This is a genomic window from Alishewanella sp. BS5-314 (assembly GCF_025377695.1).
GTDB lineage: Bacteria > Pseudomonadota > Gammaproteobacteria > Enterobacterales > Alteromonadaceae > Alishewanella > Alishewanella aestuarii.
This window is the reverse complement of sequence record NZ_JACEHJ010000002.1, coordinates 1,791,693-1,814,990: the sequence shown is the minus strand read 5'-3', so window position 1 is coordinate 1,814,990 and position 23,298 is coordinate 1,791,693. Positions and strand designations below refer to the sequence as shown.

General features: G+C 52.4%; 20 protein-coding genes and 3 tRNA genes. 17 read left to right on the top strand and 6 right to left on the bottom strand.

Annotation, left to right across the window (positions count from 1 at the left end; all coding sequences use genetic code 11):
• Positions 1 to 2: 2 nt before the first annotated feature.
• From H1D31_RS12920 to H1D31_RS12865, 12 genes are all read left to right on the top strand, one after another.
• Complete coding sequence (locus tag H1D31_RS12920) at positions 3 to 449, top strand: regulatory protein RecX (protein WP_008607292.1); 447 nt, start codon at positions 3 to 5, stop codon at positions 447 to 449.
• Positions 450 to 469: 20 nt separating this feature from the next.
• A complete protein-coding gene (gene alaS, locus H1D31_RS12915) occupies positions 470 to 3,091 on the top strand; it encodes an alanine--tRNA ligase (RefSeq protein WP_261259249.1) in 2,622 nt (873 codons plus the stop codon).
• Positions 3,092 to 3,216: 125 nt separating this feature from the next.
• Entirely contained in the window at positions 3,217 to 3,417 is a 201-nt protein-coding gene (csrA, locus tag H1D31_RS12910; RefSeq protein ID WP_008607295.1) for a carbon storage regulator CsrA, read from the top strand.
• Positions 3,418 to 3,577: 160 nt separating this feature from the next.
• Positions 3,578 to 3,667, top strand: a tRNA-Ser gene (locus H1D31_RS12905).
• An 11-nt stretch (positions 3,668 to 3,678) separates the two neighbouring features.
• A tRNA-Arg gene (locus tag H1D31_RS12900) sits at positions 3,679 to 3,755 on the top strand.
• Between the two features lie 42 nt (positions 3,756 to 3,797).
• A tRNA-Arg gene (locus H1D31_RS12895) sits at positions 3,798 to 3,874 on the top strand.
• Positions 3,875 to 4,606: 732 nt separating this feature from the next.
• A complete protein-coding gene (locus tag H1D31_RS12890; RefSeq protein ID WP_261259248.1) occupies positions 4,607 to 5,905 on the top strand; it encodes a PqiA/YebS family transporter subunit in 1,299 nt (432 codons plus the stop codon).
• The gene (gene pqiB, locus H1D31_RS12885) at positions 5,902 to 7,572 is read left to right on the top strand and encodes an intermembrane transport protein PqiB (RefSeq protein ID WP_008607298.1); all 1,671 of its coding nucleotides are present in this window, start codon (positions 5,902 to 5,904) and stop codon (positions 7,570 to 7,572) included. The genes H1D31_RS12890 and pqiB overlap by 4 nt, the downstream gene beginning before the upstream one ends.
• Positions 7,569 to 8,120 carry a membrane integrity-associated transporter subunit PqiC gene (locus tag H1D31_RS12880; protein WP_008607299.1) on the top strand — a complete coding sequence of 184 codons (552 nt, stop codon included), beginning with the start codon at positions 7,569 to 7,571 and terminating at the stop codon, positions 8,118 to 8,120. Before pqiB ends, H1D31_RS12880 begins: the two co-directional genes overlap by 4 nt.
• A gap of 234 nt (positions 8,121 to 8,354) precedes the next feature.
• Positions 8,355 to 8,597, top strand: coding sequence for an oxaloacetate decarboxylase subunit gamma (locus tag H1D31_RS12875; protein ID WP_008607300.1), 243 nt, complete (start codon positions 8,355 to 8,357; stop codon positions 8,595 to 8,597).
• Positions 8,598 to 8,617: 20 nt separating this feature from the next.
• Positions 8,618 to 10,405 (top strand): sodium-extruding oxaloacetate decarboxylase subunit alpha, encoded by a 1,788-nt coding sequence (gene oadA, locus H1D31_RS12870; RefSeq protein WP_261259247.1) that lies wholly within the window; start codon positions 8,618 to 8,620, stop codon positions 10,403 to 10,405.
• A gap of 24 nt (positions 10,406 to 10,429) precedes the next feature.
• Positions 10,430 to 11,560 carry a sodium ion-translocating decarboxylase subunit beta gene (locus H1D31_RS12865; RefSeq protein ID WP_008607302.1) on the top strand — a complete coding sequence of 377 codons (1,131 nt, stop codon included), beginning with the start codon at positions 10,430 to 10,432 and terminating at the stop codon, positions 11,558 to 11,560.
• A gap of 171 nt (positions 11,561 to 11,731) precedes the next feature.
• Here the strand turns inward: H1D31_RS12865 and H1D31_RS12860 are convergent, their stop codons facing one another.
• Positions 11,732 to 13,102: a peptidoglycan DD-metalloendopeptidase family protein gene (locus tag H1D31_RS12860; protein WP_065954529.1), complete on the bottom strand. Its 1,371-nt coding sequence runs from the start codon at positions 13,100 to 13,102 to the stop codon at positions 11,732 to 11,734.
• A 149-nt stretch (positions 13,103 to 13,251) separates the two neighbouring features.
• Between H1D31_RS12860 and tyrS the strand changes: the two genes are divergently transcribed.
• From tyrS to H1D31_RS12840, 4 genes are all read left to right on the top strand, one after another.
• Entirely contained in the window at positions 13,252 to 14,463 is a 1,212-nt protein-coding gene (tyrS, locus tag H1D31_RS12855; RefSeq protein WP_261259246.1) for a tyrosine--tRNA ligase, read from the top strand.
• 121 nt (positions 14,464 to 14,584) lie between these two features.
• Positions 14,585 to 16,198: a penicillin binding protein PBP4B gene (pbp4b, locus tag H1D31_RS12850; RefSeq protein WP_261259245.1), complete on the top strand. Its 1,614-nt coding sequence runs from the start codon at positions 14,585 to 14,587 to the stop codon at positions 16,196 to 16,198.
• 11 nt (positions 16,199 to 16,209) lie between these two features.
• Positions 16,210 to 17,925, top strand: coding sequence for a potassium/proton antiporter (locus H1D31_RS12845; protein ID WP_261259244.1), 1,716 nt, complete (start codon positions 16,210 to 16,212; stop codon positions 17,923 to 17,925).
• A gap of 101 nt (positions 17,926 to 18,026) precedes the next feature.
• Positions 18,027 to 18,377, top strand: coding sequence for a P-II family nitrogen regulator (locus H1D31_RS12840; protein ID WP_261259241.1), 351 nt, complete (start codon positions 18,027 to 18,029; stop codon positions 18,375 to 18,377).
• 24 nt (positions 18,378 to 18,401) lie between these two features.
• Here the strand turns inward: H1D31_RS12840 and H1D31_RS12835 are convergent, their stop codons facing one another.
• Positions 18,402 to 19,304 carry an AEC family transporter gene (locus H1D31_RS12835; protein ID WP_008607307.1) on the bottom strand — a complete coding sequence of 301 codons (903 nt, stop codon included), beginning with the start codon at positions 19,302 to 19,304 and terminating at the stop codon, positions 18,402 to 18,404.
• 3 nt (positions 19,305 to 19,307) lie between these two features.
• Positions 19,308 to 19,583 (bottom strand): GIY-YIG nuclease family protein, encoded by a 276-nt coding sequence (locus H1D31_RS12830; protein ID WP_065954527.1) that lies wholly within the window; start codon positions 19,581 to 19,583, stop codon positions 19,308 to 19,310.
• 80 nt (positions 19,584 to 19,663) lie between these two features.
• Between H1D31_RS12830 and H1D31_RS12825 the strand changes: the two genes are divergently transcribed.
• The gene (locus H1D31_RS12825; protein ID WP_261259240.1) at positions 19,664 to 20,938 is read left to right on the top strand and encodes a DEAD/DEAH box helicase; all 1,275 of its coding nucleotides are present in this window, start codon (positions 19,664 to 19,666) and stop codon (positions 20,936 to 20,938) included.
• Positions 20,939 to 20,999: 61 nt separating this feature from the next.
• Here H1D31_RS12825 and H1D31_RS12820 read toward each other — a convergent pair whose 3' ends face one another.
• The 3 genes from H1D31_RS12820 to H1D31_RS17360 are packed head-to-tail and all read right to left on the bottom strand — an operon-like array spanning position 21,000 to position 23,225.
• Complete coding sequence (locus H1D31_RS12820) at positions 21,000 to 21,395, bottom strand: CBS domain-containing protein (RefSeq protein ID WP_261259239.1); 396 nt, start codon at positions 21,393 to 21,395, stop codon at positions 21,000 to 21,002.
• A gap of 10 nt (positions 21,396 to 21,405) precedes the next feature.
• Positions 21,406 to 21,753 (bottom strand): P-II family nitrogen regulator, encoded by a 348-nt coding sequence (locus tag H1D31_RS12815; protein ID WP_261259238.1) that lies wholly within the window; start codon positions 21,751 to 21,753, stop codon positions 21,406 to 21,408.
• Positions 21,750 to 23,225, bottom strand: a complete 1,476-nt coding sequence (locus H1D31_RS17360) for a DUF1538 domain-containing protein (RefSeq protein ID WP_409976782.1) — start codon at positions 23,223 to 23,225, stop codon at positions 21,750 to 21,752. Before H1D31_RS17360 ends, H1D31_RS12815 begins: the two co-directional genes overlap by 4 nt.
• Positions 23,226 to 23,298: the final 73 nt, after the last annotated feature.

Genomic DNA, 23,298 nt, shown 5'->3' with positions numbered 1-23,298 from the left:
GTATGGACACCCTGGCAACCTGGCGAAAAACCGCGATCGGTTGGTTAAGCCGCCGGGAGCATAGCCGGGCCGAGCTGAAACAAAAGCTCCTGCAAAAAGGCGCTTCAGGCGCAGAAGCTGAGACAGTACTGGACTGGTGTCAGCAGCAAGGCTATCAGAATGAACAGCGTTTTCTGGAAATGCTACTGCGCAGTCGCTGTCGCCAGGGCTATGGCTATCAGTACATTCTGCAGGAAGCTCGGCAGCATCAAATCACCGCAGCTGAGCTGAGCGCGCTGGCGGAGCAATTGGAAATAGATTGGTGGGCCCTGGCCGAAGCCGCCTATCAGAAAAAATTTGCTGATAAAGCGATTGCTGATTATCAGGATAAAATGAAGCGTATGGCGTATCTGCAGCGTCGCGGTTTTAGCAGCGAGCAGATCCGTGCTGTGTTAGGTAATAATAGCTGATTAATTAAACAGGATTTTTCATGAGTATGACATCCGCCGCAATCCGGCAAGCCTTTTTAGACTTCTTTGCCAGTAAAGCGCACAGCGTAGTGCCAAGCAGTTCGCTGATCCCCGGCAACGATGCCACCCTGCTATTTACCAATGCCGGCATGGTGCAGTTTAAAGATGTATTTCTGGGCCAGGATCAACGTAGCTACAGCCGTGCGGTATCGGCACAGCGTTGTGTACGCGCCGGCGGTAAACATAACGACCTGGAAAACGTCGGTTATACCGCCCGTCACCATACCTTTTTCGAAATGCTGGGTAACTTTAGTTTCGGCGATTACTTTAAACAGGATGCGATTCGTTACGCCTGGGAGTTTTTAACCGAGGTAGTAAAACTGCCGAAACAGCGGTTACTGGTCACTGTCTATGCTACTGACGATGAAGCCTACAATATCTGGTTAAATGAGATTGGCGTACCCGCTGAGCGGATTATCCGCATTGGTGATAACAAGGGCGCACCCTATGCCTCGGATAACTTCTGGGCGATGGGTGATACCGGCCCTTGCGGTCCTTGTACTGAAATTTTCTATGATCATGGTGACCATATCTGGGGTGGCCCGCCGGGCTCTGCGGAAGAAGATGGCGATCGTTTTATCGAGATCTGGAATATCGTCTTTATGCAGTTTAACCGCTTAGCCAGCGGTGAAATGCAACCCTTGCCAAAACCCAGTGTCGACACCGGTATGGGGCTGGAGCGGATCGCCGCTATTTTACAGCACGTACACAGCAACTATGAAATTGATACCTTTGTTGCCCTGATTAAAGCCGCGGCTGCAGCAACCGGCGCCACCGATCTGACGGACAAGTCACTACGCGTGGTGGCTGATCATATCCGTAGCTGTACTTTCCTGATTGTTGACGGCGTTATGCCTTCGAACGAAGGCCGCGGCTATGTCTTGCGCCGGATTATCCGCCGCGCAGTGCGTCATGGTAACAAGCTGGGTGCCAAGGGCGCCTTCTTCTATAAGCTGGTGGCGGCTCTGGTGGCGCAAATGGGTGACGCTTACCCGGAGCTGCGCAGCAAACAGGCCATTGTGGAAAAAGCGCTGCAACAGGAAGAGGAACAGTTTGGCAAAACGCTGGAGCGGGGCTTACAGATCCTGGATGAAGAGCTGTCGGGCCTTGCCGGCACAGAAATTCCTGGCGCGCTGGTATTTAAACTGTACGATACCTACGGCTTCCCGGTAGACCTGACCAATGACGTGGCACGTGAGCGCGGCTTGAGCATTGACCAGGCGGGTTTTGATGCCGCCATGGCTGAGCAGCGCAAGCGGGCGCAGCAAGCCAGTAACTTTGGTCTGGACTATAATCAGCAACTGACATCAGCGGTACAAACCGGCTTTACCGGTTATACCGAGCATTTTGGTAATGCCAGAGTACAGGAAATTATCAAAGAAGGTCAGCAGGTAAAAACCTTAGCTGCAGGTGAAACCGGCCTGGTGATCCTGGATAGCACGCCGTTCTATGCCGAATCAGGTGGTCAGATTGGCGACACCGGTAGCTTTAAGCTGCAGAACGGTGCTGTGTTAGCGGTGCTGGATACGCAAAAGATTGCCAAAGCCTTTGCCCATAAGGTTGAAGCGAGTAGTGAGCTAAAGGTCGGTGATCAGGTTGAAGCGACTATTGATCTGGCGCGGCGTAATGCCATTCGTAAAAATCACTCGGCAACCCACTTATTACATGCTGCCTTGCGTAAAGTACTGGGTGAGCATGTTACCCAAAAGGGCTCGCTGGTTGGCCCGGAGCGGCTGCGCTTTGACTTCTCGCATTTTGAAGCGGTAAAACCCGCTGAGCTGCAGCAATTGGAGCAAATGGTTAACGAACAAATCCAACTGAACCTGCCACTGCTGACGCGCGTAATGCCTATTGAAGCGGCGAAAGCAGCCGGCGCCATGGCGCTGTTTGGCGAGAAGTATGACGACGAAGTGCGGGTACTGAGCATGGGCGAGTTCTCAATTGAACTCTGTGGTGGTACACACGTCGAACGCACAGGTGACATTGGTTTCTTTAAAATTGTCAGCGAAGGCGGTATCGCCTCGGGCGTGCGGCGGATTGAAGCCGTCAGTGGCCCGGCCGCCATTCAGTACTTGCAGCAGTTAGATCTGCAAATCAGCCAGGCCGCCAGCTTGTTAAAAGGTGATGCCTTTAGTCTGGCCGAGCGGGTACAGCAAACGCTGGACCGCAGCAAACAGCTGGAAAAAGAAATCGAGCAGTTAAAGGCCAAGTTGGCCAGCTATGCCGGAGCTTCATTAACGGCGAATGTGCAGCAAGTGGGTGAGGTTAAGGTGCTGGTGCAACAGCTGGAACAAACCGAGCCTAAAGCACTGCGGACTCTGCTGGATGAGCTGAAGAACAAACTTGGTTCCTCAGTGGTGTTACTGGCCACCGTGAATGATGACAAAGTCAGTTTAATTGCTGGCGTGAGCAGTGATTTAACTGCCAGGGTACATGCCGGTCAATTGGTTGGCTGGGCAGCTGGTCAGCTCGGCGGTAAAGGCGGTGGCCGGCCAGATATGGCGCAGGCTGGTGGCACCGATACTGCAGCACTACCGGCCGTATTAAAGGCGGCATTCGACTATATTAGTGAGCGGCTGTAAGCGGTTAACGGTATAATCGGATATAAGAAAAGTTTTAAATACACTGGCGCTGAGCTATGATTCAGCGCTAATCTTATAACAGCACAGAGACAGAGCTCTGTGGTGACAGGCAAAGGAGCAATCGCATGCTAATTCTGACGCGTCGAGTGGGTGAAACCCTGATGATCGGTGACGAAGTAACCGTTACTGTACTGGGTGTAAAAGGTAATCAGGTACGGATTGGCGTTAATGCGCCGAAAGACATTTCAGTTCACCGTGAAGAAATTTATATGCGGATCCAAGCTGAAAAAGATACCAATGGCGGTAATTTCAGCGAAGGTGAATAAGCCTCGTCCTGTATTTCATTAGTGTTAAAATCGTCATTTTGCCGCTTTTAAGTCAATTAAACAGCGAATTGCTTAAAAGCTCGGCAAACACACTGTACGTTTCTAAAAATAGTTTGACTTATTTTCCTGAGACATTAATATACACGCCGCAACACAGCGCGGAGATGTGGCCGAGTGGCTGAAGGCGCACCCCTGCTAAGGGTGTATAGGGGAAACTCTATCGAGGGTTCGAATCCCTCCATCTCCGCCATTTCTCGGAATGGACGCGTAGCTCAGCTGGATAGAGTACTCGGCTACGAACCGAGCGGTCGGAGGTTCGAATCCTCCCGCGTCCGCCATCCGAGAGAAGAAGCGCTGTTGTTGTAAGATGCAAAGTTTATGGACGCGTAGCTCAGCTGGATAGAGTACTCGGCTACGAACCGAGCGGTCGGAGGTTCGAATCCTCCCGCGTCCGCCATATTCGTAAGAAACCCACTAAGGTTAACGCCAAAGTGGGTTTTTTATTTTCAGCTCAATGCTAAATAGACGCGGGAGGTGAGAACCTCCGTTAGGTTCGACCAATTTGCCGGGAGCAAATTGGGACAGCTTCAGCTGGCCCGCAGGGCAGGCGGCAGGATAGCCGCCTGCAATCCCCGCGTCCGCCATATTCGTAAAGACCCGCTAAGGTGAAAACCTAAGCGGGTTTTTTATTTCCAACCAGATGATAAGCATTTGCAGCGTCAAGACCAGCGCAACGCCCTTAGCTGGGTAGTAATTTTCTCCACCGGCTTCAAGGATCACATCCCTGTGCCCTTTCAGCCTCCGCAGCATCCCTGCTGCTGTTACGAAAATTCTACCGCAACTAAGGGCTTAAATAGCATCTGTTAGGCGTCACGAAAAACATCTTAGAACACAGCAGATATAAAACGAGGTGGTAAGCATTCCGTGCACTTTGTAAGGGAATGTATTTTTCAGGGATGAAAAATGCAAGCGTACAGGGATGTATTCACAGCGTGTCCCGTCAAAGTTGTACGGAATGATTACCGCCGGATGCGCTGACCAAGACGCTACAGAGTCGGGATATGAACATGCGGTGGATTATCTAAGATGCTCTGTCAGAAGAGACTTCAACACCACCACCTATTCCTCCCCCCTGCTGAAATATGCTATAAATGGCATACTTAGCGCGACTTTCTAGCCCGGAAACCCCGTGTCCTTCAGCCAGAGCCTGACCATCAACGATGATATTGACGCCGCTGCCCCGGAGCAACAGGGCGAGTTGGTGCTTTGCCGGCATTGTGACCTGTTACAGTGGCTACCTCCACTACAGGAAGGCGAACAAGCCCATTGCCAGCGCTGTGATCATCAGCTGGATGTGCGGCAGGTGCAACCGATATTAAGACCGGTGCTGTATGCGGCGTCCGCGCTGTTTATGTTATTGCTGGCCAACCTGTTTCCCTTTATCAGTATGGGCGTGGCCGGTAATCGCAGTGAAATGCATTTCTTCGACACCTCAGCCGTGCTTTTTACCGAATACCATCAAAGTCTGGCCATTCTGGTGTGGTTATTTATTCAGGCCGTGCCGGCTTTCTGCATGGCGGCGGTGATCTATCTGAAGCTGGGCATGCTGTACCGGCTACCGGCGCGGATCTGGGTGGCGCGGGTGCTCTTTATGCTCAAGCCCTGGAGTATGGTTGATATCTTTTTAATGGGTCTGCTGATTAGCTTTGTCAAACTGGTCGCCAACGCAGATATTTCGCTTGGTTTAAGTTTTTGGGCATTCTGTATTTTTTGTTTACTGCACTTGCGGACCTTTCAGGTGATCGACCGCCATGAAATGTGGTCCCGCCTGGCCCTGGCACCTAAGGTGCCAGTGACGGCGGAGGCAGGCAAAACCGGCTTATCACAACAGCTTAAGCTTTGCCCCTGTTGCACGGCTATAGTGCCGCTGGCACAACAGCATTGTCCGCGCTGCCATACCCGGGTTTATCCGCGGGTACCGGCCAGTTTACAGAAAACCCTGGCGCTGCTGGTGACGGCCGCCGTTTTGTATATCCCTGCCAATTTGCTGCCCATTATGCGTACGGTGTCCTTTGGTAATGTCACCGACTCCACTATTATCAGTGGCTTTTTATTAATGTGGCAGGATGGCGAGTATCCGGTGGCGCTGGTGATCCTGCTGGCCAGTGTGGTGGTGCCGATCGCCAAGATCCTGATCATGTTCTGGCTCTGTTACCTGGTGCTGGCACCGGCACCGGTGGCGGTGCGCAGTAAACTGACTACCCGCATTTATTTACTGGTGGATTGGGTCGGGCGTTGGTCAATGGTCGACGTGTTAGTGGTCGCCATACTGGCCGCCCTGGTGCGTTTTGGCTTGTTAATGAGTGTTTACCCAGGTGTCGGGGCCTTGGTTTTTGCTGCAGTGGTGATAATTACTATGCTGGCAGCGATCAGTTTTGATCCGCGCTTGCTGTGGGATCAGCCAGCGCGAACAGGAGAGCAGGTGTGACAGAAACGCAAAATACGGCAAAAGTAAAACCGATCCGGCAGTGGTCGCCGATCTGGGTGGTGCCCATCGCCGCGGTGTTGATCGGACTGTGGATGCTTTATAACCATCAGCAGCAACAGGGCGATATGTTGTTACTGATAGCTGAAGACGCTGAGGGCATCGTTGCCGGGAAAACCCAGATCAAAAACCGCAGTGTCGATGTCGGGCAGGTGGTATCGGTTGAGCTAAGTAAGGATCTGACTCAGGTCATGATCAAAGCCCGGATGAAACCTAATGTGACACCACTATTGAATGAGGGCTCACAGTTTTGGGTGGTGAAGCCACAAATTGGTCGTGGCGGCATCACCGGCCTGAATACCTTGTTGTCGGGTGCCTATATCGAATTACAGCCCGGTGATTCACCGCGGGTGGTACTAACCCATCCGTTATTGAATACGCCGCCGGTGGCACCGGCAGATGCGCCCGGGATCCGGGTACAGCTGAAAACCGCCGATACCCGTGGGCTGGCAGTTGGCGATCCGGTGTTATACCGTGGCTACGAGGTCGGTACTGTTGAGAGTAGCCTGTTTGATCTGGCAGAGCGCAGCACCCGCTATCAGCTGTATATCCGCCAGCCCTATGATGCGCTGGTCACTGAAAACGTGCGCTTTTGGTTAAGTAGCGGTATTGCGATTGATTTGTCCGCAGAAGGCCTGTCGGTCGATGTCGGCTCTGCGGCCACTATTTTAAGTGGCGGAGTCAGCTTTGACCTGATGGATGGCTGGCCAGCCGGAGCCGCTGCCGCCAATGGCAGTGAATTTCAGTTGTTCCCGGATCGGCAAAGTATTCAGGAAGGGATGTATAACCAGTTTGTTGAATACATCGTCTTTTTTGACGAATCAGTGCGGGGCCTGAAAGCCGGGGCGCCGGTGGAATACCGTGGCGTGCGGGTTGGTACTGTAGCCAGTGTGCCGTTTTTCTTTGCCATGGAAAAGCCGTTTGAGGTGTCTTTAAATCAGGGGGTGCCGGTACTGATCCGGATTGAAGCCGGTCGCCTGTACGAGAACCTGACGTTGCAGCAACTGGGCGTTGAGTTGCAACAGGCGGTCGATCGTGGCCTGCATGCGATGCTGAAAACCGGCAATCTGCTGACCGGTGCCCTCTACGTTGATTTAGATATTAACAATGAATTACTGGCTGATAGCAAACAGCAGCAGCTTTATCAGGAGCAGGTGGCCCTGAGTAAACAAGCCGGTTATCCCAGCTTGCCGGCTGCGCGCAGCGGTCTGAGCAATATCGAGCAGAAAGTCCTGTTGGCGCTGGATAAAATTAACAATCTTGAGCTGGAACAATTCTTAACTCAGGGTCAGCAAACCCTGGCGGCGACCGAGCAACTGCTTAGCAGCAGCGAACAGCTGTTACAGAGCGTGCAGAGCTTTATCACCCAACCTGAGCTACAACAACTGCCAGCCAATCTGGAGCAGAGTTTACAGCAGTTACAACAAGCCCTGAGCGGGGTCAGCCCGGGGTCTGCCGCCTATGAGCGGGCGGACAGTAACTTACAGATGCTGGAGCAAACCTTACGCGAGTTGCAGCCGGTATTGAAAATGCTGAATCAACAAAGTAACGCCTTACTGATTAATGCCAGTGAGCAAGCCGATCCGCAACCGAGGAAAGCCAAGCCATGAGAACCCTGCTAGTTAGTTTCAGTTTGCTGCTGGCCGCCTGTAGCAGCCAGCCGGTGCAGATTGCCTATTATCAGCTGGCGCCCTTACCAGCAGTAACGGCAACAGTGCAGCCCCTGCCGGCATTGCAGATCCAGCCGCTTAGGGTGGCGTCTTATTTGAATGGCAGTGGTTTGGTGTTGCAGCAGTCGGCGGTCGAGTATCAGATCGCCCGGCAGCATCTGTGGGCGGATGCGTTGCAACAGCAAATGCAGCGGCAACTTACCCAATATCTGTTGTTAGCCTTGCCACAGCAACCACTTGCCACAGGGTCAACTCCGGCGCCGCGGCAGTTATGGCTGGAAATCGATCGCTTTAACGCTGATGCGGCTGGCCAGGCAGTACTCAGTGGTCGTTATCGTTTAAGCAGCGCAGAGCGTGAACATTATCAGCCGTTTGAATATCAGGTCGCGCTGAATGCCGATGGTTATCCGGCGATGGTGGCCGCACTTAGTGAGGCCTGGCAGCAGTTATTACAGGATTTAGCGTCAAAACTTAAAGCCGGTGTTTAACCGGCTTTATTTTTAGTGTTGTTGTGTTTTGTGCTGTGGTTATTGTTCCGGCGGAAAATTTGCCTTTTCACAATAAAACGTATAGATGTCTGGAAATATAAACGGCTTTGGCTTGATTGTTAAGCGGCAATCGTATAGAAATATCAATAGTAGTTATAAGGCTAATTTATTATCGGTGATGGCGGTTCTGCGTCATACTGAAAGCAGAATGGGAAAATAGTGCAGGATTTACCTATGGTTGCAGATTTACTCGCGGAAGCGGCAGGCCTGATGCTGATTGGCATGATCGCGGTTTTTACCTTCTTATGTTTACTGGTACTGCTGCTGAAGCTGATGAGTTACAGCATCCAGCGCTTCTTCCCGGTGAAAGTGGCTGACAAGGTCACCCGGGTTGAACAGTCGGCCAGTGATGGCGTCTCACCTGCGGTGGTAGCAGCCATTAGCGCTGCTGTGCATCAATATCGTCAACAACAATAACGGACCAAGAGGATAATGGCATGACGAAGCCTTTACTATTAACAGAACTGGTGCTGCGTGATGCACATCAATCTTTACTGGCCACCCGCATGCGGTTGGAAGATATGCTGCCGATCGCCAGCAAACTGGATCAAGTCGGCTACTGGTCTGTTGAATCCTGGGGCGGCGCCACCTTTGATGCCTGTATCCGTTATCTGGGTGAAGATCCCTGGCATCGTATCCGTGAATTAAAGAAGGCGATGCCAAATACCCGCCAGCAGATGCTACTGCGTGGACAAAATCTGTTGGGGTACCGGCATTACGCCGATGATGTGGTGACCCGCTTTGTGGAGCGTGCGCATGAGAACGGTGTGGATGTGTTCCGGATCTTTGATGCGATGAATGATATTCGCAATTTGCAAACTGCGGTGCAGGCCGCACTGAAAGTCGGCGCTCACGCCCAGGGTACCATCTCCTACACCGTTAGCCCGGTTCATACTGTTGATATGTGGGTTGATATGGCGCGGCAGCTGGAAGATATGGGCTGTGATTCGATCTGTATTAAAGATATGGCTGGCCTGTTAAAACCCTATGACTGTGAAGAGCTGGTTACCCGGATCAAAGAATCGGTCAAGATCCCCCTGGCGATGCAATGCCACGCCACCACTGGCTTAAGTACGGCGACCTATCAAAAGGCGGTGGACGCCGGTATTGATATGCTCGACACCGCAATCTCGTCCATGAGTATGACCTATGGCCACAGCGCCACTGAAACCCTGGTTGCCATTACCGAAGGCACTGAGCGCGATACCGGTCTGAATATGGAATTATTGGCGGAAATCGCTGCCTACTTCCGCGATGTCAGAACCAAATATGCGCAGTTTGAGGGCTCGCTCAAAGGCGTCGATGCTCGTATTTTGTTGGCGCAGGTGCCAGGTGGCATGCTGACCAATATGGAAAGTCAGCTCAAAGAGCAGGGCGCACTGGAAAAGCTGGATGCGGTATTAAAGGAGATCCCGCGGGTACGCGAAGATCTGGGGTATATCCCGCTGGTGACACCCACCTCACAAATCGTTGGTACTCAGGCCGTATTGAATGTGCTGACCGGCGAGCGCTATAAGAGCATTACCAAAGAAACCGCCGGTGTGTTAAAAGGCGAATATGGCGCGACGCCAGCGCCGGTAAATACGGAGCTGCAGCAAAAAGTGCTGGCGGGTGGCAAGGCCATTACCTGCCGGCCGGCCGATGTGTTAACGCCAGAGTTGGATAAACTTACCGCCGAACTGACTGAACTGGCCAAGAGCGAGCAAATTGATTTAGCTGCGGCGCAAATTGATGATGTGTTGACCTATGCGCTGTTCCCGCAAGTTGGCCTGAAATTCCTGAAAAATCGTAATAATCCTGCCGCCTTTGAACCTGCTCCACAAGCTGCCAGCAGCAAGGCTGCCGCTACGCCGGCGGTAAAAGCTGCGCCTGCTGCCGTTCAGGGCCCTGCCAGCTATAGCGTGCGGGTTGATGGCAAGGTGTATGAAGTGGAAGTGGCACCCAGTGGCGAGCTGAGCAGTATCAAGCCAGTGGTATCAGAGAATATCCCGGGCAGTGCTTCGGTTACCGGTAGCACCACCTTAAATGCGCCCTTGGCCGGTAATATCTGGAAAGTCGTTACCAAAGCCGGTGCCGCGGTAAAACGTGGCGACGTGGTGATCATTATGGAAGCGATGAAGATGGAGACGGAAGTGCGGGCAGTAGCCGATGGTGTGGTAGCGAAAATTCATGTTGCTGCCGGAGATGCCGTGTCAAACGGCGATGTGCTGATCAGTTTTGACTAGGACAGCGTTAAGTAAGGATCGGAAATGGAAGCTTTGCAAACGCTGGTTGCCTCAACCGGCCTGGTGAATTTTAGCGCCGGCCAGGTGGTGATGATGCTGGTGGGTTTGATTTTGCTGTATCTGGCGATCGCCAAAGGCTTTGAACCGCTGTTATTAGTGCCTATTGGTTTTGGCGCTATCCTGACCAATATTCCGCTAGCCGGCATGGGTGAGCCTGGTGGCATCCTCTATCTGTTTTATGAAATGGGGATTGCCTCTGGCTTGTTTCCACTGCTGATCTTTCTGGGCGTAGGCGCTATGACCGACTTTGGCGCCCTGATTGCCAATCCGCGAACCATGTTTCTCGGCGCCGCCGCCCAGTTTGGCATCTTTGCCACCCTGTTTGGCGCCATCGCACTGAATTGGGTGCCGGGTTTAAGCTTTACCCTGAAAGAGGCCTCAGCTATCGCCATTATCGGCGGTGCTGACGGGCCAACGGCGATCTTTCTGGCCTCGCGGCTGGCGCCGGATCTATTGGGGGCTATTGCTGTAGCTGCCTATTCCTATATGGCACTGGTGCCGCTGATCCAGCCGCCTATTATGCGGGCCCTGACTACAGTAGAGGAGCGGAAGATCCAGATGACCCAGCTGCGGGTTGTCAGTAAGCGCGAGAAAATTGTGTTCCCGCTGTTACTGCTGATTCTGACCATTTTGTTGTTACCCACCGCAGCACCGTTAGTCGGGATGTTCTGTCTGGGCAACCTGATGAAAGAATGTGGTGTGGTCGACCGGCTCAGCAAAACGGCGCAAAACGAGCTGATTAATATTGTCACCATCTTCCTTGGTCTGGCAGTTGGCTCGCGCTTAAGTGCGGACAAGTTCCTGACCACGCAAACCCTTGGGATCCTGGTGCTGGGCATGGTGGCCTTTGCTATCGGTACTGCCGCTGGGGTATTGATGGCCAAGCTGATGAATAAGGTTTCCAAGCAGCCGATTAATCCGCTGATTGGTTCTGCCGGCGTGTCAGCTGTGCCGATGGCGGCAAGGGTATCGAATAAACTGGGGCTGGAAGCCGACCCACACAACTTCCTGTTGATGCATGCCATGGGACCCAATGTGGCCGGCGTTATAGGCTCTGCGGTCGCCGCCGGTATTTTGCTGGCGCTGGTAGGTTAGTCCGCCCAGTCTCATTGCCGAGTCATCTTGCATAAAACCAACAGCCCCGTTCCGGGGCTGTTGGTTTTTTACCTGGTGAGAATTTTAGGTTTTCTATTGCGCCAAGCCTTACCTGGCTGTGATGTCCTGACAGCCTGACATTATCAAATGTATGCTGCTGTCAGGTGATAATCAGGGTGCTGTTTGTATGCTGTCCGCTGTCTGGCGGGCAGCCAGATATTGTTGCTGCTGCTCAGCTAACTGGCTTAGCAGTCGGGTCGCATTCTGGCTAAATTGCTGCTTCGCCTGGCCGGTTAACGGTGTGGCCTGAGGTAACTTTACGGTACGCGGGTTGCGGTGCACCCCATCAACAATAAACTCATAATGCAGGTGGGCACCGGTAACCCGGCCGGTGGCACCTAAACGGCCAATGGTTTGGCCCTGGCGCACCCGTTGTCCGCTTTTCACGTCACGGCGGGATAAATGCAGATACTTGGTCACGATATTATTCGAGTGCTGAATAAACACATAGTGGCCGTTAAGCTCATTATAAGCCGAGTGCGTAACCCGGCCATCGCCGGCCGCCATAATGGGCGTGCCGACAGGCGCCACATAGTCAGTACCATTATGGGCCCGCACTGTACCTAATACCGGATGTAAACGGCGTGGATTAAAGTTGGAGCTGACATACTGGAAACTGACCGGTGCGCGTAAAAACGCCTGGCGCATACTCTGTCCATCCGGTTTGTAGTAGTTACCATCGGTATGCAGTACGGCCTGATAATGCTGTCCCTGATTGGTAAACTCTGCAGCCAGGATGGTGCCGCTCCCCAGCGGTTCGCCGTCCAGAAATTCTGCTTTTAACAACACGGCAAAATGATCGCCGGCGCGTAGATCCAGCGCAAAGTCAATGTCCCAGCCAAAGATCCCGGCCAGTTGCATAATCTGGCCTTCTGATAAACCCGCCGCTAATCCGGCCTGCCAGAAACTGTGACGAATTTCACCGGCCAGAAACTGTTGCTGCCGTTCGACCGGTTTACTGACTTCGTTGGCAACAAAGCTGCCATCGGGTTGGCGACTGATCTCCAGGCTTTGCAGCCGGTTGATGGCATAGCGTAGTTGCTGTAATTCACCGGTCTGATCCAGGCCGAATTCCAGTTGCTCGCCCGGAAATAAGCGGGTCAGGGTACGGGTTTGCCGGCCCAGATCGAGAATTTGTTGCATGCTTTGCTGGCTGGCACCGGCTTTACGGAACAAGGCCGATAAAATATCGCCGGATTGTACTGTTACGGTTTGCCAGTTTAACGCTGGTGCGGTGTTTTCGGGCTCGTTGGGCTCAGAGATAGCTGTTGCATTGCTGGCTGTAGTTGCATTAGCCGCGGTTGGTGCCTGGGCGCGCTGCACACTATCCCACTGTAATTTAATCACCGCATCCGGCGTATCACTATTGCGTGATGCCGATGCCTGCTCTGACGGGATCAACAAGATCAGGGCCAGTAAGACAGAAACCACAAGGATCAACAGACGGTGACGGGACGGAAGTTGTGAGACCAGTTGTTGCATCGGAAAACCCCCGCTTGCTGAAAATGCACAAAAACCGAGCATAAACCCTTTTTTTCGGTGATACCAGACTTTTCTGCGTTTCGTCATGGCGGAACATCAGCTAGAATGGCTGTTCTATGAGCGAAAAAGCAAGATTGCAGGAGTATAAAATGGCCGATTGGGCACAGGCATTAGCAGAGCTGAAACGCGGTTGCGAAGAAATTCTGCTGGAAGAAGAGCTAATTGCCAAATTAAAAGAAGGCAAGCCGCTAAAGATCAAGGCCGGCTTTGATCCCACCGCTCCTGATTTGCATTTAGGCCATACGGTACTGATTAATAAATTGCGGACTTTCCAGCAGCTGGGCCATGAGGTGATTTTCCTGATCGGTGACTTTACCGGCATGATTGGTGATCCAAGCGGTAAAAACGTGACCCGCAAGCCGCTAAGCCGCGAGGATGTGCTGGCAAACGCCGAAACCTACAAAGAACAAGTGTTTAAAATTCTTGATCCGGCGAAAACCCGGGTTGCCTTTAACTCGCAATGGATGGGCGAGTTGGGTGCAGCTGGCATGATTAAGCTGGCGTCGCGTCAGACGGTAGCGCGGATGCTGGAGCGCGACGATTTTAAAAAGCGCTTTGCTAACAACCAGTCGATCTCGATCCACGAGTTCCTCTATCCGCTGGTACAGGGCTGGGACTCAGTAGCATTAGAAGCCGATGTCGAGATGGGCGGCACCGATCAGCGCTTTAACCTGCTAATGGGCCGTGAGCTGCAAAAAGAAGAAGGTATGCGGCCGCAAACCGTGATGATGGTGCCGTTGCTGGAAGGTCTGGACGGCGTGCAGAAGATGTCCAAGTCGCTGGGCAACTATGTAGGCATTACTGATGCACCGAGCGAGATGTTCGGCAAAATTATGTCGATTTCTGACGATCTGATGTGGCGCTACTATGATTTGTTAAGTTTCCGGCCGTTAGCGGAAATCCAGCAGTTAAAGCAGGATGTGTTAGCCGGTGCCAACCCGCGCGATGTGAAGATTTTGCTGGCGAAAGAGATTATTGCCCGTTTCCATGATGAGTCGGCTGCCGAAGCGGCGCATCAGGATTTTATCCAGCGCTTTAGTAAAAATGCGTTACCGGATGATATTCCAGAGGTGGTGGTCAGCACTGACACTGCCAGTATGCCGATCGCCAATCTGTTAAAAGAAGCCGGCCTGGTCGACAGCACGTCAGAGGCGATCCGGATGATCAAGCAAGGCGCGGTTAAGTTAAACGGTGAACACAAGATTGATGATACCAAGCTGGAGATTGCTGCCGGCAGCAGTGAAATCTATCAGGTAGGAAAACGTAAGTTCGCCAAGGTTAGCTTACAAAAGGTGACCTAAGCATCTATTGCCGTCTGGCAGCTTGTGCTGCTGATATTCGCAGCAGCAAAACAGCCGGCAGTTTAACGACGCCGGCTGTTTGTTTTTTAGCGCCTGGCGCAGCAAACGTAAAGGGAGTGTTATGTTACGAGCAGTGATCTTTGCCGTCTGGGCGCTAGTTAGTCTGCATGCCTGTAGTCTGCTGCCGGATTATCATAGCCGGCCCTTAACTGATGCCGAGCAGCTGGTGATGGCGGGCCAGTACGGGCAACTGGTACTACAGTGGCCGGAACAACGCAGTGAACGGCTGGCGCTAAATAACAAAAGACGCTTTCTGGCTTATGCCGGTCAGGGCGAGTTGCTGATCGATCTGCAACAGGCGCAGGAGTTACAACTCAGGCTTAATCAGCAGCTGCTGACGCTCAAAGCCACCGCGCAACAACAACGGATTGATATTTCGAAGCTAACCCGTAATGGCGAGAACCGGCTGGAGTTGGTCAGTATCAAGCCGGCCAATGCACAGGTACAAATTCGCATCCCTTATCCGACATTACGCAGCGATCTGATCTCTTATGCCACCGCCTTTAGTGCCGTCGACCAGTTAATTGAGCAGGAGATCACTCAAGGCTTTCCCGGTGCTGTGCTGCTGGTGGTAAAGGATGGCGTGATTATTAAACACAGTGCCTATGGTTATGCCGAGCGCTATCAGGCAGATGGAACACTGCTTAGCCAGCCGCGGCTGATGCAAACCGATACGCTGTTTGATATCGCCTCTAACAGTAAAATGTATGCCACTAACTATGCACTGATGCGCCTGGTCAGTGAGGGTAAGCTGGATGTGACCAGGCCGGTGCAGCAATATTTGCCTGAGTATCAGGGCGATGGCCGGGAACAGCGTACGGTCAGCGATCTGCTGTACCACACTGCCGGCTATGCGCCCGAGGTACATTTTTTCCGCCCGGATAACCGCCATGGCCCGCAGTTCTATTCGTTAAATAAAGCCTATACCGAGCAGCTTATTCTGACTCAGGTCCCGTTTGCGACTGAGCGTGGCACAGCCGCAGTCTACAGTGATGTCGACTATATGCTACTCGGCATGCTAATTGAGCGACTTACTGGCCTGCCACTGGATCAGTATTTGCGTCAGCAGTTTTATTTACCGCTGGGGTTATCCCATACCCTATTTAATCCGCTACAACACGGCTTTAGCCGCGAGCAGATCGCCGCAACGGAGCTCGATGGTAACAGCCGTGGCGGTCGGGTTAGTTTTCCGGCCAACCGCCGCGGCGTGATTGTCGGTGAAGTGCACGACGAAAAAGCCTTTTATTCATTTCAGGGCGTGGCAGGCCATGCCGGTTTGTTTAGCACTGCGGCCGAATTGGCGCAGCTAATGGCGATATCTTTGCATGGCGGCGGTTACGGCTGGCAGCAATTTTTCACCCCGGCCACGCAAGCACAGTTTGTTGCACCGTCACCTTATGATCATCGTTTTGGACTAGGCTGGCGCACCGCAGTGCAGGGCGATTTAAACTGGCATTTTGGCGCTTATGCCAGTGACAGCGCCTATGGTCATACCGGCTGGACCGGCACTGCGACGGTGATCGATCCGGAGCATCAGTTGCTGGTGGTGCTGCTGACCAATAAGAAACATAGCCCTATTATCAATGACGGTGACAGCTATTATTTTAGCGGTGACCGCTTTGAAACTGGCCGCTATGGCTCTATTTTAACCTTGATTTATCAGGCTTTAGAGTAAAGGGATAGTGCATGTTTTTGATTGACCAGCTTATTTTGGTTGCAGCTGTACTGATTTTACTGGGTATTTTGTCCAGTAAGCTGTCGGCACGTTTGGGCTTACCTATGCTGGTACTGTTCTTATTGGTTGGCATGTTAGCCGGTGAAGAGGGCTTTGGCCGACTGGCCTTTAATAACCCGCAATTTGCGCATGCGGTCGGTACCATAGCACTGGCTTTTATTCTGTTCGACGGTGGTTTACAAACTCCCCTCAGTGCGGTGAAAAAGGTGTGGAAGCCTGCGTCGATTCTTGCGACCCTTGGGGTATTGGTGACGGCGCTGATCACCGGTGTGGCGGCCAGTTATATTCTGCCGATCAGCCCGCTGGAGGGCCTGCTCATCGGTGCTATTGTGGGGTCAACTGACGCGGCCGCAGTATTTTCACTTTTACGCAATGCCGGTATTAACCTGAATGAACGCCTGAAATCCACGCTGGAAATCGAAAGCGCCTCTAACGACCCGATGGCGATCTTCCTGACCGTTACGCTGCTGGAAGTGCTGGTAAATGGCTTAAAACCCGGTGTTGGTGTGTTACAGCTGTTCTTTTTACAAATGGGTGGCGGCGCTCTGGTTGGCCTATTGATTGGTTATCTGACGCTGCAGCTACTGCAACGGATCCAATTACAGGCCACAGGGCTCTATCCGGTATTGGTGGCGGCAGCCGGTCTTCTGGCCTTTGGTCTGGCAGCTAACCTTGGAGGCAGTGGTTTTTTAGCGATCTTTATTTGCGGGGTGTTAATCGGTAACAATAAATTCGCCTTTCAGAAAACCACCTTTTTATTCCACGACGGCCTGGCCTGGTTGAGTCAGATTATGATGTTCGTGATGTTGGGCTTGTTGATTAACCCCAGCTCTCTGTTGGATGTCTGGTGGCAGGGGCTGCTGATCGCAATAGTGTTGATCTTTGTCGCCCGGCCTCTGGCCGTGTTGCCGGTATTACCCTGGTTTGGCTTTTCACTGCGGCAGATGACCCTGGTGTCCTGGGTTGGGCTACGTGGCTCAGTGCCGATTATCCTGGCGATTTTTCCACTGATGTATGGCTTACCCGGAGCTGAGCTGATCTTTAATGCGGTGTTTTTCGTGGTATTGATTTCCGCCACCTTACAGGGTTCTACCCTGGCCTGGGTCGCGAAAAAACTGCAGCTGATTGAACCGGTACAACCGAAAGCTGCGGCAACCCTGGAAATTACCGCCCTGGGCGATGTCGATGCCGAAATTGTCGAGTATACCCTGTCAGCACAGTCGCGCGCGGCTAATCGTCGCCTGGCGCGGATGGCGTTGCCGGAGGGAGTGGTGGTCGCGATGATTACCCGCGACGAGCAGATCATCCCGCCGCGGGGTTCAACGGTGCTGCAAGCCGGCGACCATCTGTTTGTCGTGTTAAAGAAAGATTTTAAACCCATGTTAGAGCAAATCTTTGCCGAGCCTGGCTATATCCATCCGGCGTTGCCGGCCAGTTTGCGCTTAAAAGGCGCCAGCAAACTTAGTGATCTCGAATGGTGCTATAACCTGCAGCTGCCAGATCCTCGTAGCGAACTGAGTCTGGAACAGCTGTGCCGCGAGAAACTGGCTGGTAACATTGTGGCCGGAGCTGACTTTATGCTTGGTACGCAGCGGCTGGTGATAGAGGAGGTGGCGGCAGATCGCATTACCACAGTGCGGCTTGATAGCCAGTCAGTTAACAACTAAGGTTATTGCTAGCCAGATTTAAGCCAGAACTTTGTTAAAGATCAAGATTGCAGTTGGCTAAAGCCCGATAATACAACGATTACTGCAACAGAGAGACGATAATGAATTTCAAACTGATTATGGTGTTTGTTGATATTGATAAAACCGACAAGCTGTTAGATGTTGCGCGCGATGCCGGGGCGACCGGCGCCACCATTATCAGTAGTGCCCGCGGCGTTGGCTTAAATAAAACCATTGGCATTTTTGGCCTGGAGTTACTAAACCCGCGCGATGTCATTCTGGTGCTGGTTGAAGAGCGTCGTGCGGCGCATGTGCTGGACGAACTGGTACGCGTCGGCGGCCTGGACGAAAAGCTGGATACCGGCATTGCCATTATGTTGGATGTAGAAAAGGCGCTTGGCCTGACCGAACATATCAAAAAGCTGGAACAGCAAAAGCCGCTGGACGCCTGATAAGCAGCCGTTAGCGGCCGTATGCTAACTGAGTAGCCAATACACCACCGGCAGGGTCACTAAGCCAGCCAGAATACCAAAACCGATCACGCCGCTGACTAAGCGTGGCGCCAGACCTGCCATAATGGCGATAGCGCCGGCCGAAATCATTGGCGGCATCGCCGCCTGAAAGATACTGATTTGTACCGCCAAACCTTCCTGCCCCAGAGCGCGCCAAATTAGCCAGGCACTGATTGGCATCAAAGCCAGTTTGATGCAGAGTGCGCTAATCAGGGGTGACACTTCAGCTTTACTAAAGCGGAAACTGAGCTGAAAGCCAACCGCAATCATGACCACCGGTACCAGGGTCGCAGCCAGATTATCCACCAGTGATACTGCCAGTGGCGGCAGACTAAAATCTCGGATCAGCAAGCCAACGATCAACGCTATAAAGGACGGAAAACCAATAATCTTCAGCAAAATCGCCTTGGGTGTTGGCTTGGTCATTGTTGGGCTATAGATCGCCGCCACGATAGTGACATAGGTTGCCAGCGCAATAAAGGAACCAATCTGGTCATACACCACGGCATAAGGCATGGCAGTTTGGCCAAATAGTGCTTCGGTCATTGGGAAACCGAGGAAAGAGGTATTGCCCAGCGGCAGGATCACCAGCAAGGCACCGGTGACTTCGCGCGACCAGCCAAATAACCGGCTGAGTAGCAATACTGTGGCCACCACCACCAACAGCAGCAACCAGGGGGTGACAGCCGGGATTAACAGGGCAAAGGAGAACTCCAGCAACTTGATATTTTTCAGGATCAGCGCCGGTAATGCCACATAGAGCACATAGATATTCAGCACCAAACCACTGTTGTCCGGCATGGCGGGTAAACGGCGTAACAGCATGCCAATAAGCAAATAGGCCAATACCAGGTAAAAATTTTCCATCTTCTACTCGCTGTTGGTTAAAGGGGCTGAGCGCGAAATTAACTGTTCTTTAGCGGCTTTACTGAGTTGCTTGATTTGATACTCCGCTTTACTGGCGCTGGCGCGACAAGGGTAAGGCTGTTGATAAACCAATGTCAGTGGGCCCTTACCGCGCAACGACTTAGCACCACCGGCTAATTCGCCCCGATGTTGGCGCAGGCGCCGTACCGGGTCGGTACTAATGCCGGTATAAAGTTGCCCTTGTGCGGTACGGATCAGATAAAGATACCAGTCGGACACGGCATCATATCTCCGGCGCCGCCGCCCTGCTATAATAGCCGGCTGACACAGCTTGACGAAAAACTAGTTCGGAACATCGCATGCAATTTCAAACCCTGGCTCTGGCAGAGCCTATTCTACGTGTTTTAGCTGAGCAGGGCTATCAGGCTGCTACGCCAGTGCAGCAGCAAGCTATCCCGCCGATCCTCAGTGGCAAAGATGTGCTGGCTGGCGCCCAAACCGGTACCGGCAAAACGGCGGCTTTCACCTTACCATTGCTGCAACAACTGCTCAATGCGCCGAAAGTCTTACAACCGGCCCAAGTCAGAGTATTGGTGTTAACGCCCACCCGCGAGCTGGCGCAACAGGTATTTGAAAGTGTACAAACCTATAGTCGCTATTTGTCAGTGCGTAGTGCGGTATTTTATGGCGGGGTGTCAATACGGCCGCAATATGATGAGGCTGAGCAAGGGCTGGATATTCTGGTCGCCACGCCGGGGCGTTTAATTGATCATCTACATCAACAGACCATTGATTTAAGTCAGCTGGAAGTGCTGGTGCTGGATGAAGCAGACCGCATGCTGGATATGGGGTTTATTGTTGATATTAAACGCATTATGGCCAAGTTGCCGGCACAGCGGCAGACCCTGCTGTTTTCGGCGACCTATTCCAAAGAGATTAAAATTCTGGCCGATGAGCTGTTAAATAAGCCGGTATTAATAGAGGTGGCCACCGCCAACGCGACTGCCGATCGCGTCACCCAACAAGTTTATCTGGTCGATCGTCATCGCAAGCGCGAATTGATTTCGCATATGATTGGCATGCAAAACTGGCCGCAGGTGCTGATCTTTGTCCGCACCAAACACGGTGCCGACCGGCTGGCGAAACAACTGCAAAAAGACGGCCTGACCACAGCTGCGATCCATGGCGATAAGGCGCAGGGGGCAAGGCAACGTGCACTGGATGAATTTAAGCAGGGTAAGGTGCGGATTTTAGTTGCGACCGATATCGCTGCCCGTGGTTTGGATATCAGTGAGTTACCCTATGTGGTGAACTACGATCTGCCACAGGTTGCCGAGGACTATGTACACCGTATCGGCCGCACCGGGCGTGCTGGTTTAAGTGGCGTAGCGGTCACGCTGGTGGGGCCGGATGAACTCGGCGCTTTGCAGGATATTGAAAAACTGACCCAGCAGGTCCTGCCAACCCAGATCGTACCAGGTTATGAGCACGACCCAAGTTTTCAGCCACCAGAAGAACAGCTAGCGCGTAAACCCGGGCACAGACCCGGCGCACGGCAGGATGGCCCGGCGAAAAAGCAATCTGCCGGTAAACTGAAAGCCAAACTCAGAGCTAAAGCACTGGGTAAGGCCTAACGACAACACAGCGACACAACAGCTTCACAACAGCGGCAGCAGCGGGTGCGGCCGCTGCTGCTTATTCAATCAGACTCAGAATATCTGCCACCAGATCATCCATCGCCAACAGACCAACCAGCTTATTATCACTGGTTACCAGTAAGCGCTTCAGTTTATGCTGGCTCATCAGGGAGGCCGCATGTTTTACTGCCAGCCGTGGGCTAACGGTAATCGCGGGTTTTACGCAAACGTCATACACATTAATCAGGTCGATATCGCCTTCTTCGGCAACAATGGTTTTCAGTACATTGGTATAGGTAATCAGGCCATAGGCATCATGCTCGGCCTGACGGTCTACAACTAAGGATTTGATATTGTGCTTCTTCATTAAGCTGAGGGCTTCACGCAGGGTGCTAAAGGGTGAAATGGTAATCACATTTTTCACCATCAGATCCTGAACCAGTTTCACAGTCATCTTATTGCTCCTAATCCTGCTGCCGTAAATGTTGTTCAAACTTCATCACCTGCGCCATATCCAGACCGGTCAGATGGTCAATCGGTACAGTAAAGGCGATGCCGCGTGACTTGCCGTCCTGCACCAGTATCTGCTGCATCTGCTTCAGAATCGGCATTGACAGGTGCTTGGCGACGACCATCAGCAGCACCGACTGGCTACCCTCAAAGGTCATACCGAAGAAGGTTTTCTTCTCTTCGCCGCCAATGCCGCGGCCGGATAAAATGGTGATCCCGGTGGCACCCGCTGCCTTGGCATCATCTATAGCTTGTTGCTCCAGATCCTCTGGTGCAATGACCACTATGGCAGAAAATTTCACGCTGCTACACTCCTGACTTTACTGAGTTGTTCCACGACAATCGCATACATCATCACGGTGATAATCGGGAAAATAGAGGCAAAGGCGATCAGGCCAAAGCCATCAATTAATACATTGCGCCCTTCAATCGCCGTGGCCAGACCAATGCCCAGGGCGGTAACCAGCGGCACTGTCACTTCTGAGGTGGTCACGCCACCTAAATCAAAGGCCAGGGCAATAATATATTTCGGTGCCATGGCCGTAAGCAGTACGACGACAATATAACCGGCCATAATATAGTAGTGGATCGAATCACCGCTGATTATCCGGTATACGCCAATGCTGATGCCGATAGCCACACCCAGTGCCACTATCAGCCTGATCACTGAGCCTTTCAGTTTGCCCTTGGCGGCTTCTTCGGCCTGATTACCAATGGCGATTAATGCCGGTTCAGCCATGGTGGTGGCAAAACCAATCATAAAGGCAAATAACAGGATCAGGCTATTCATACCGCGATTAATCAGCTGCTCAGCCATCAAGGTGCCGACCGGAAATAAACCCAGCTTAAGCCCGAGCACAAAGGCATAAAGACCAAACAGCACCATGGCAAAACCCAAAGTCACCTTTAACGGGTTTGCCAGGGGTCTTTTCAGCACCAGATACTGGAATACCAACACCACCAAAATCATCGGCAAGATATCTTTGACCATAGTGGCCAGATCCAGCAGCACTTTTAACAGCCAGTGTGGCTGCGTTTCAGCGACCGCTGCGACTGTCGCAATGCCCGCACTGCTAAACTGATACACCCAGATGCCATAAAGTTGCACACTGATCATCGGTACCATCACCGCCAGCGCCACCAGGCCAAAGCCATCAGTAAGCGGATTTCGGCCTTTAATCGAGCTTGCCAGACCCAAACCCAATGCCGCGATAAGTGGTACTGTGACGATATTCGTCGTCACGCCGCCAGAGTCATACGCCAGACCAACAATTTCAGCCGGTGCGAAAAAGGTGACAGTAAGGACAATGATATAGCCGCCAATCATTAACCAATGGATCGGCCAGCCAAGGATAATTCGCAATACACCAATTGCCATCACCAAACCGACCGAGCTGGCGACAATCAGGCGCAGGGTCAGGCCATCGACCCGGCCTTCACTAATCAGCTGTGCTTGTTCGGCAACGGCAATTAGGGCCGGCTCGGCAATTACGGCGGCAAACCCAATAGCAAAACCAAAAAACATCAGTAACGGCAGCGAGCCTTTGCGGGCAAACTGGTTGGCAAGATTTTTACCGACCGGAAAAATACTCAGCTCCAACCCCATCAGAAACAGCGCTATGCCAACTGCCACCACCAGCAGGCCGATAATCATACTTAGCGGATTTGCCGGGATCGATTGAAAGACGCCTAGCTGGAAAATCAGCACCACCAGTACTATAGGTAACAGGTTTTTTAGAGCATGTACCAGTTGATGGAGAAAGGGTTGCAGCACCGGTTGTCCTTTTGGTTGGGCATATTAAGATTTAGCTTAACGTAAAGGTGTTAGCCTCGTCTAATGCAATAAT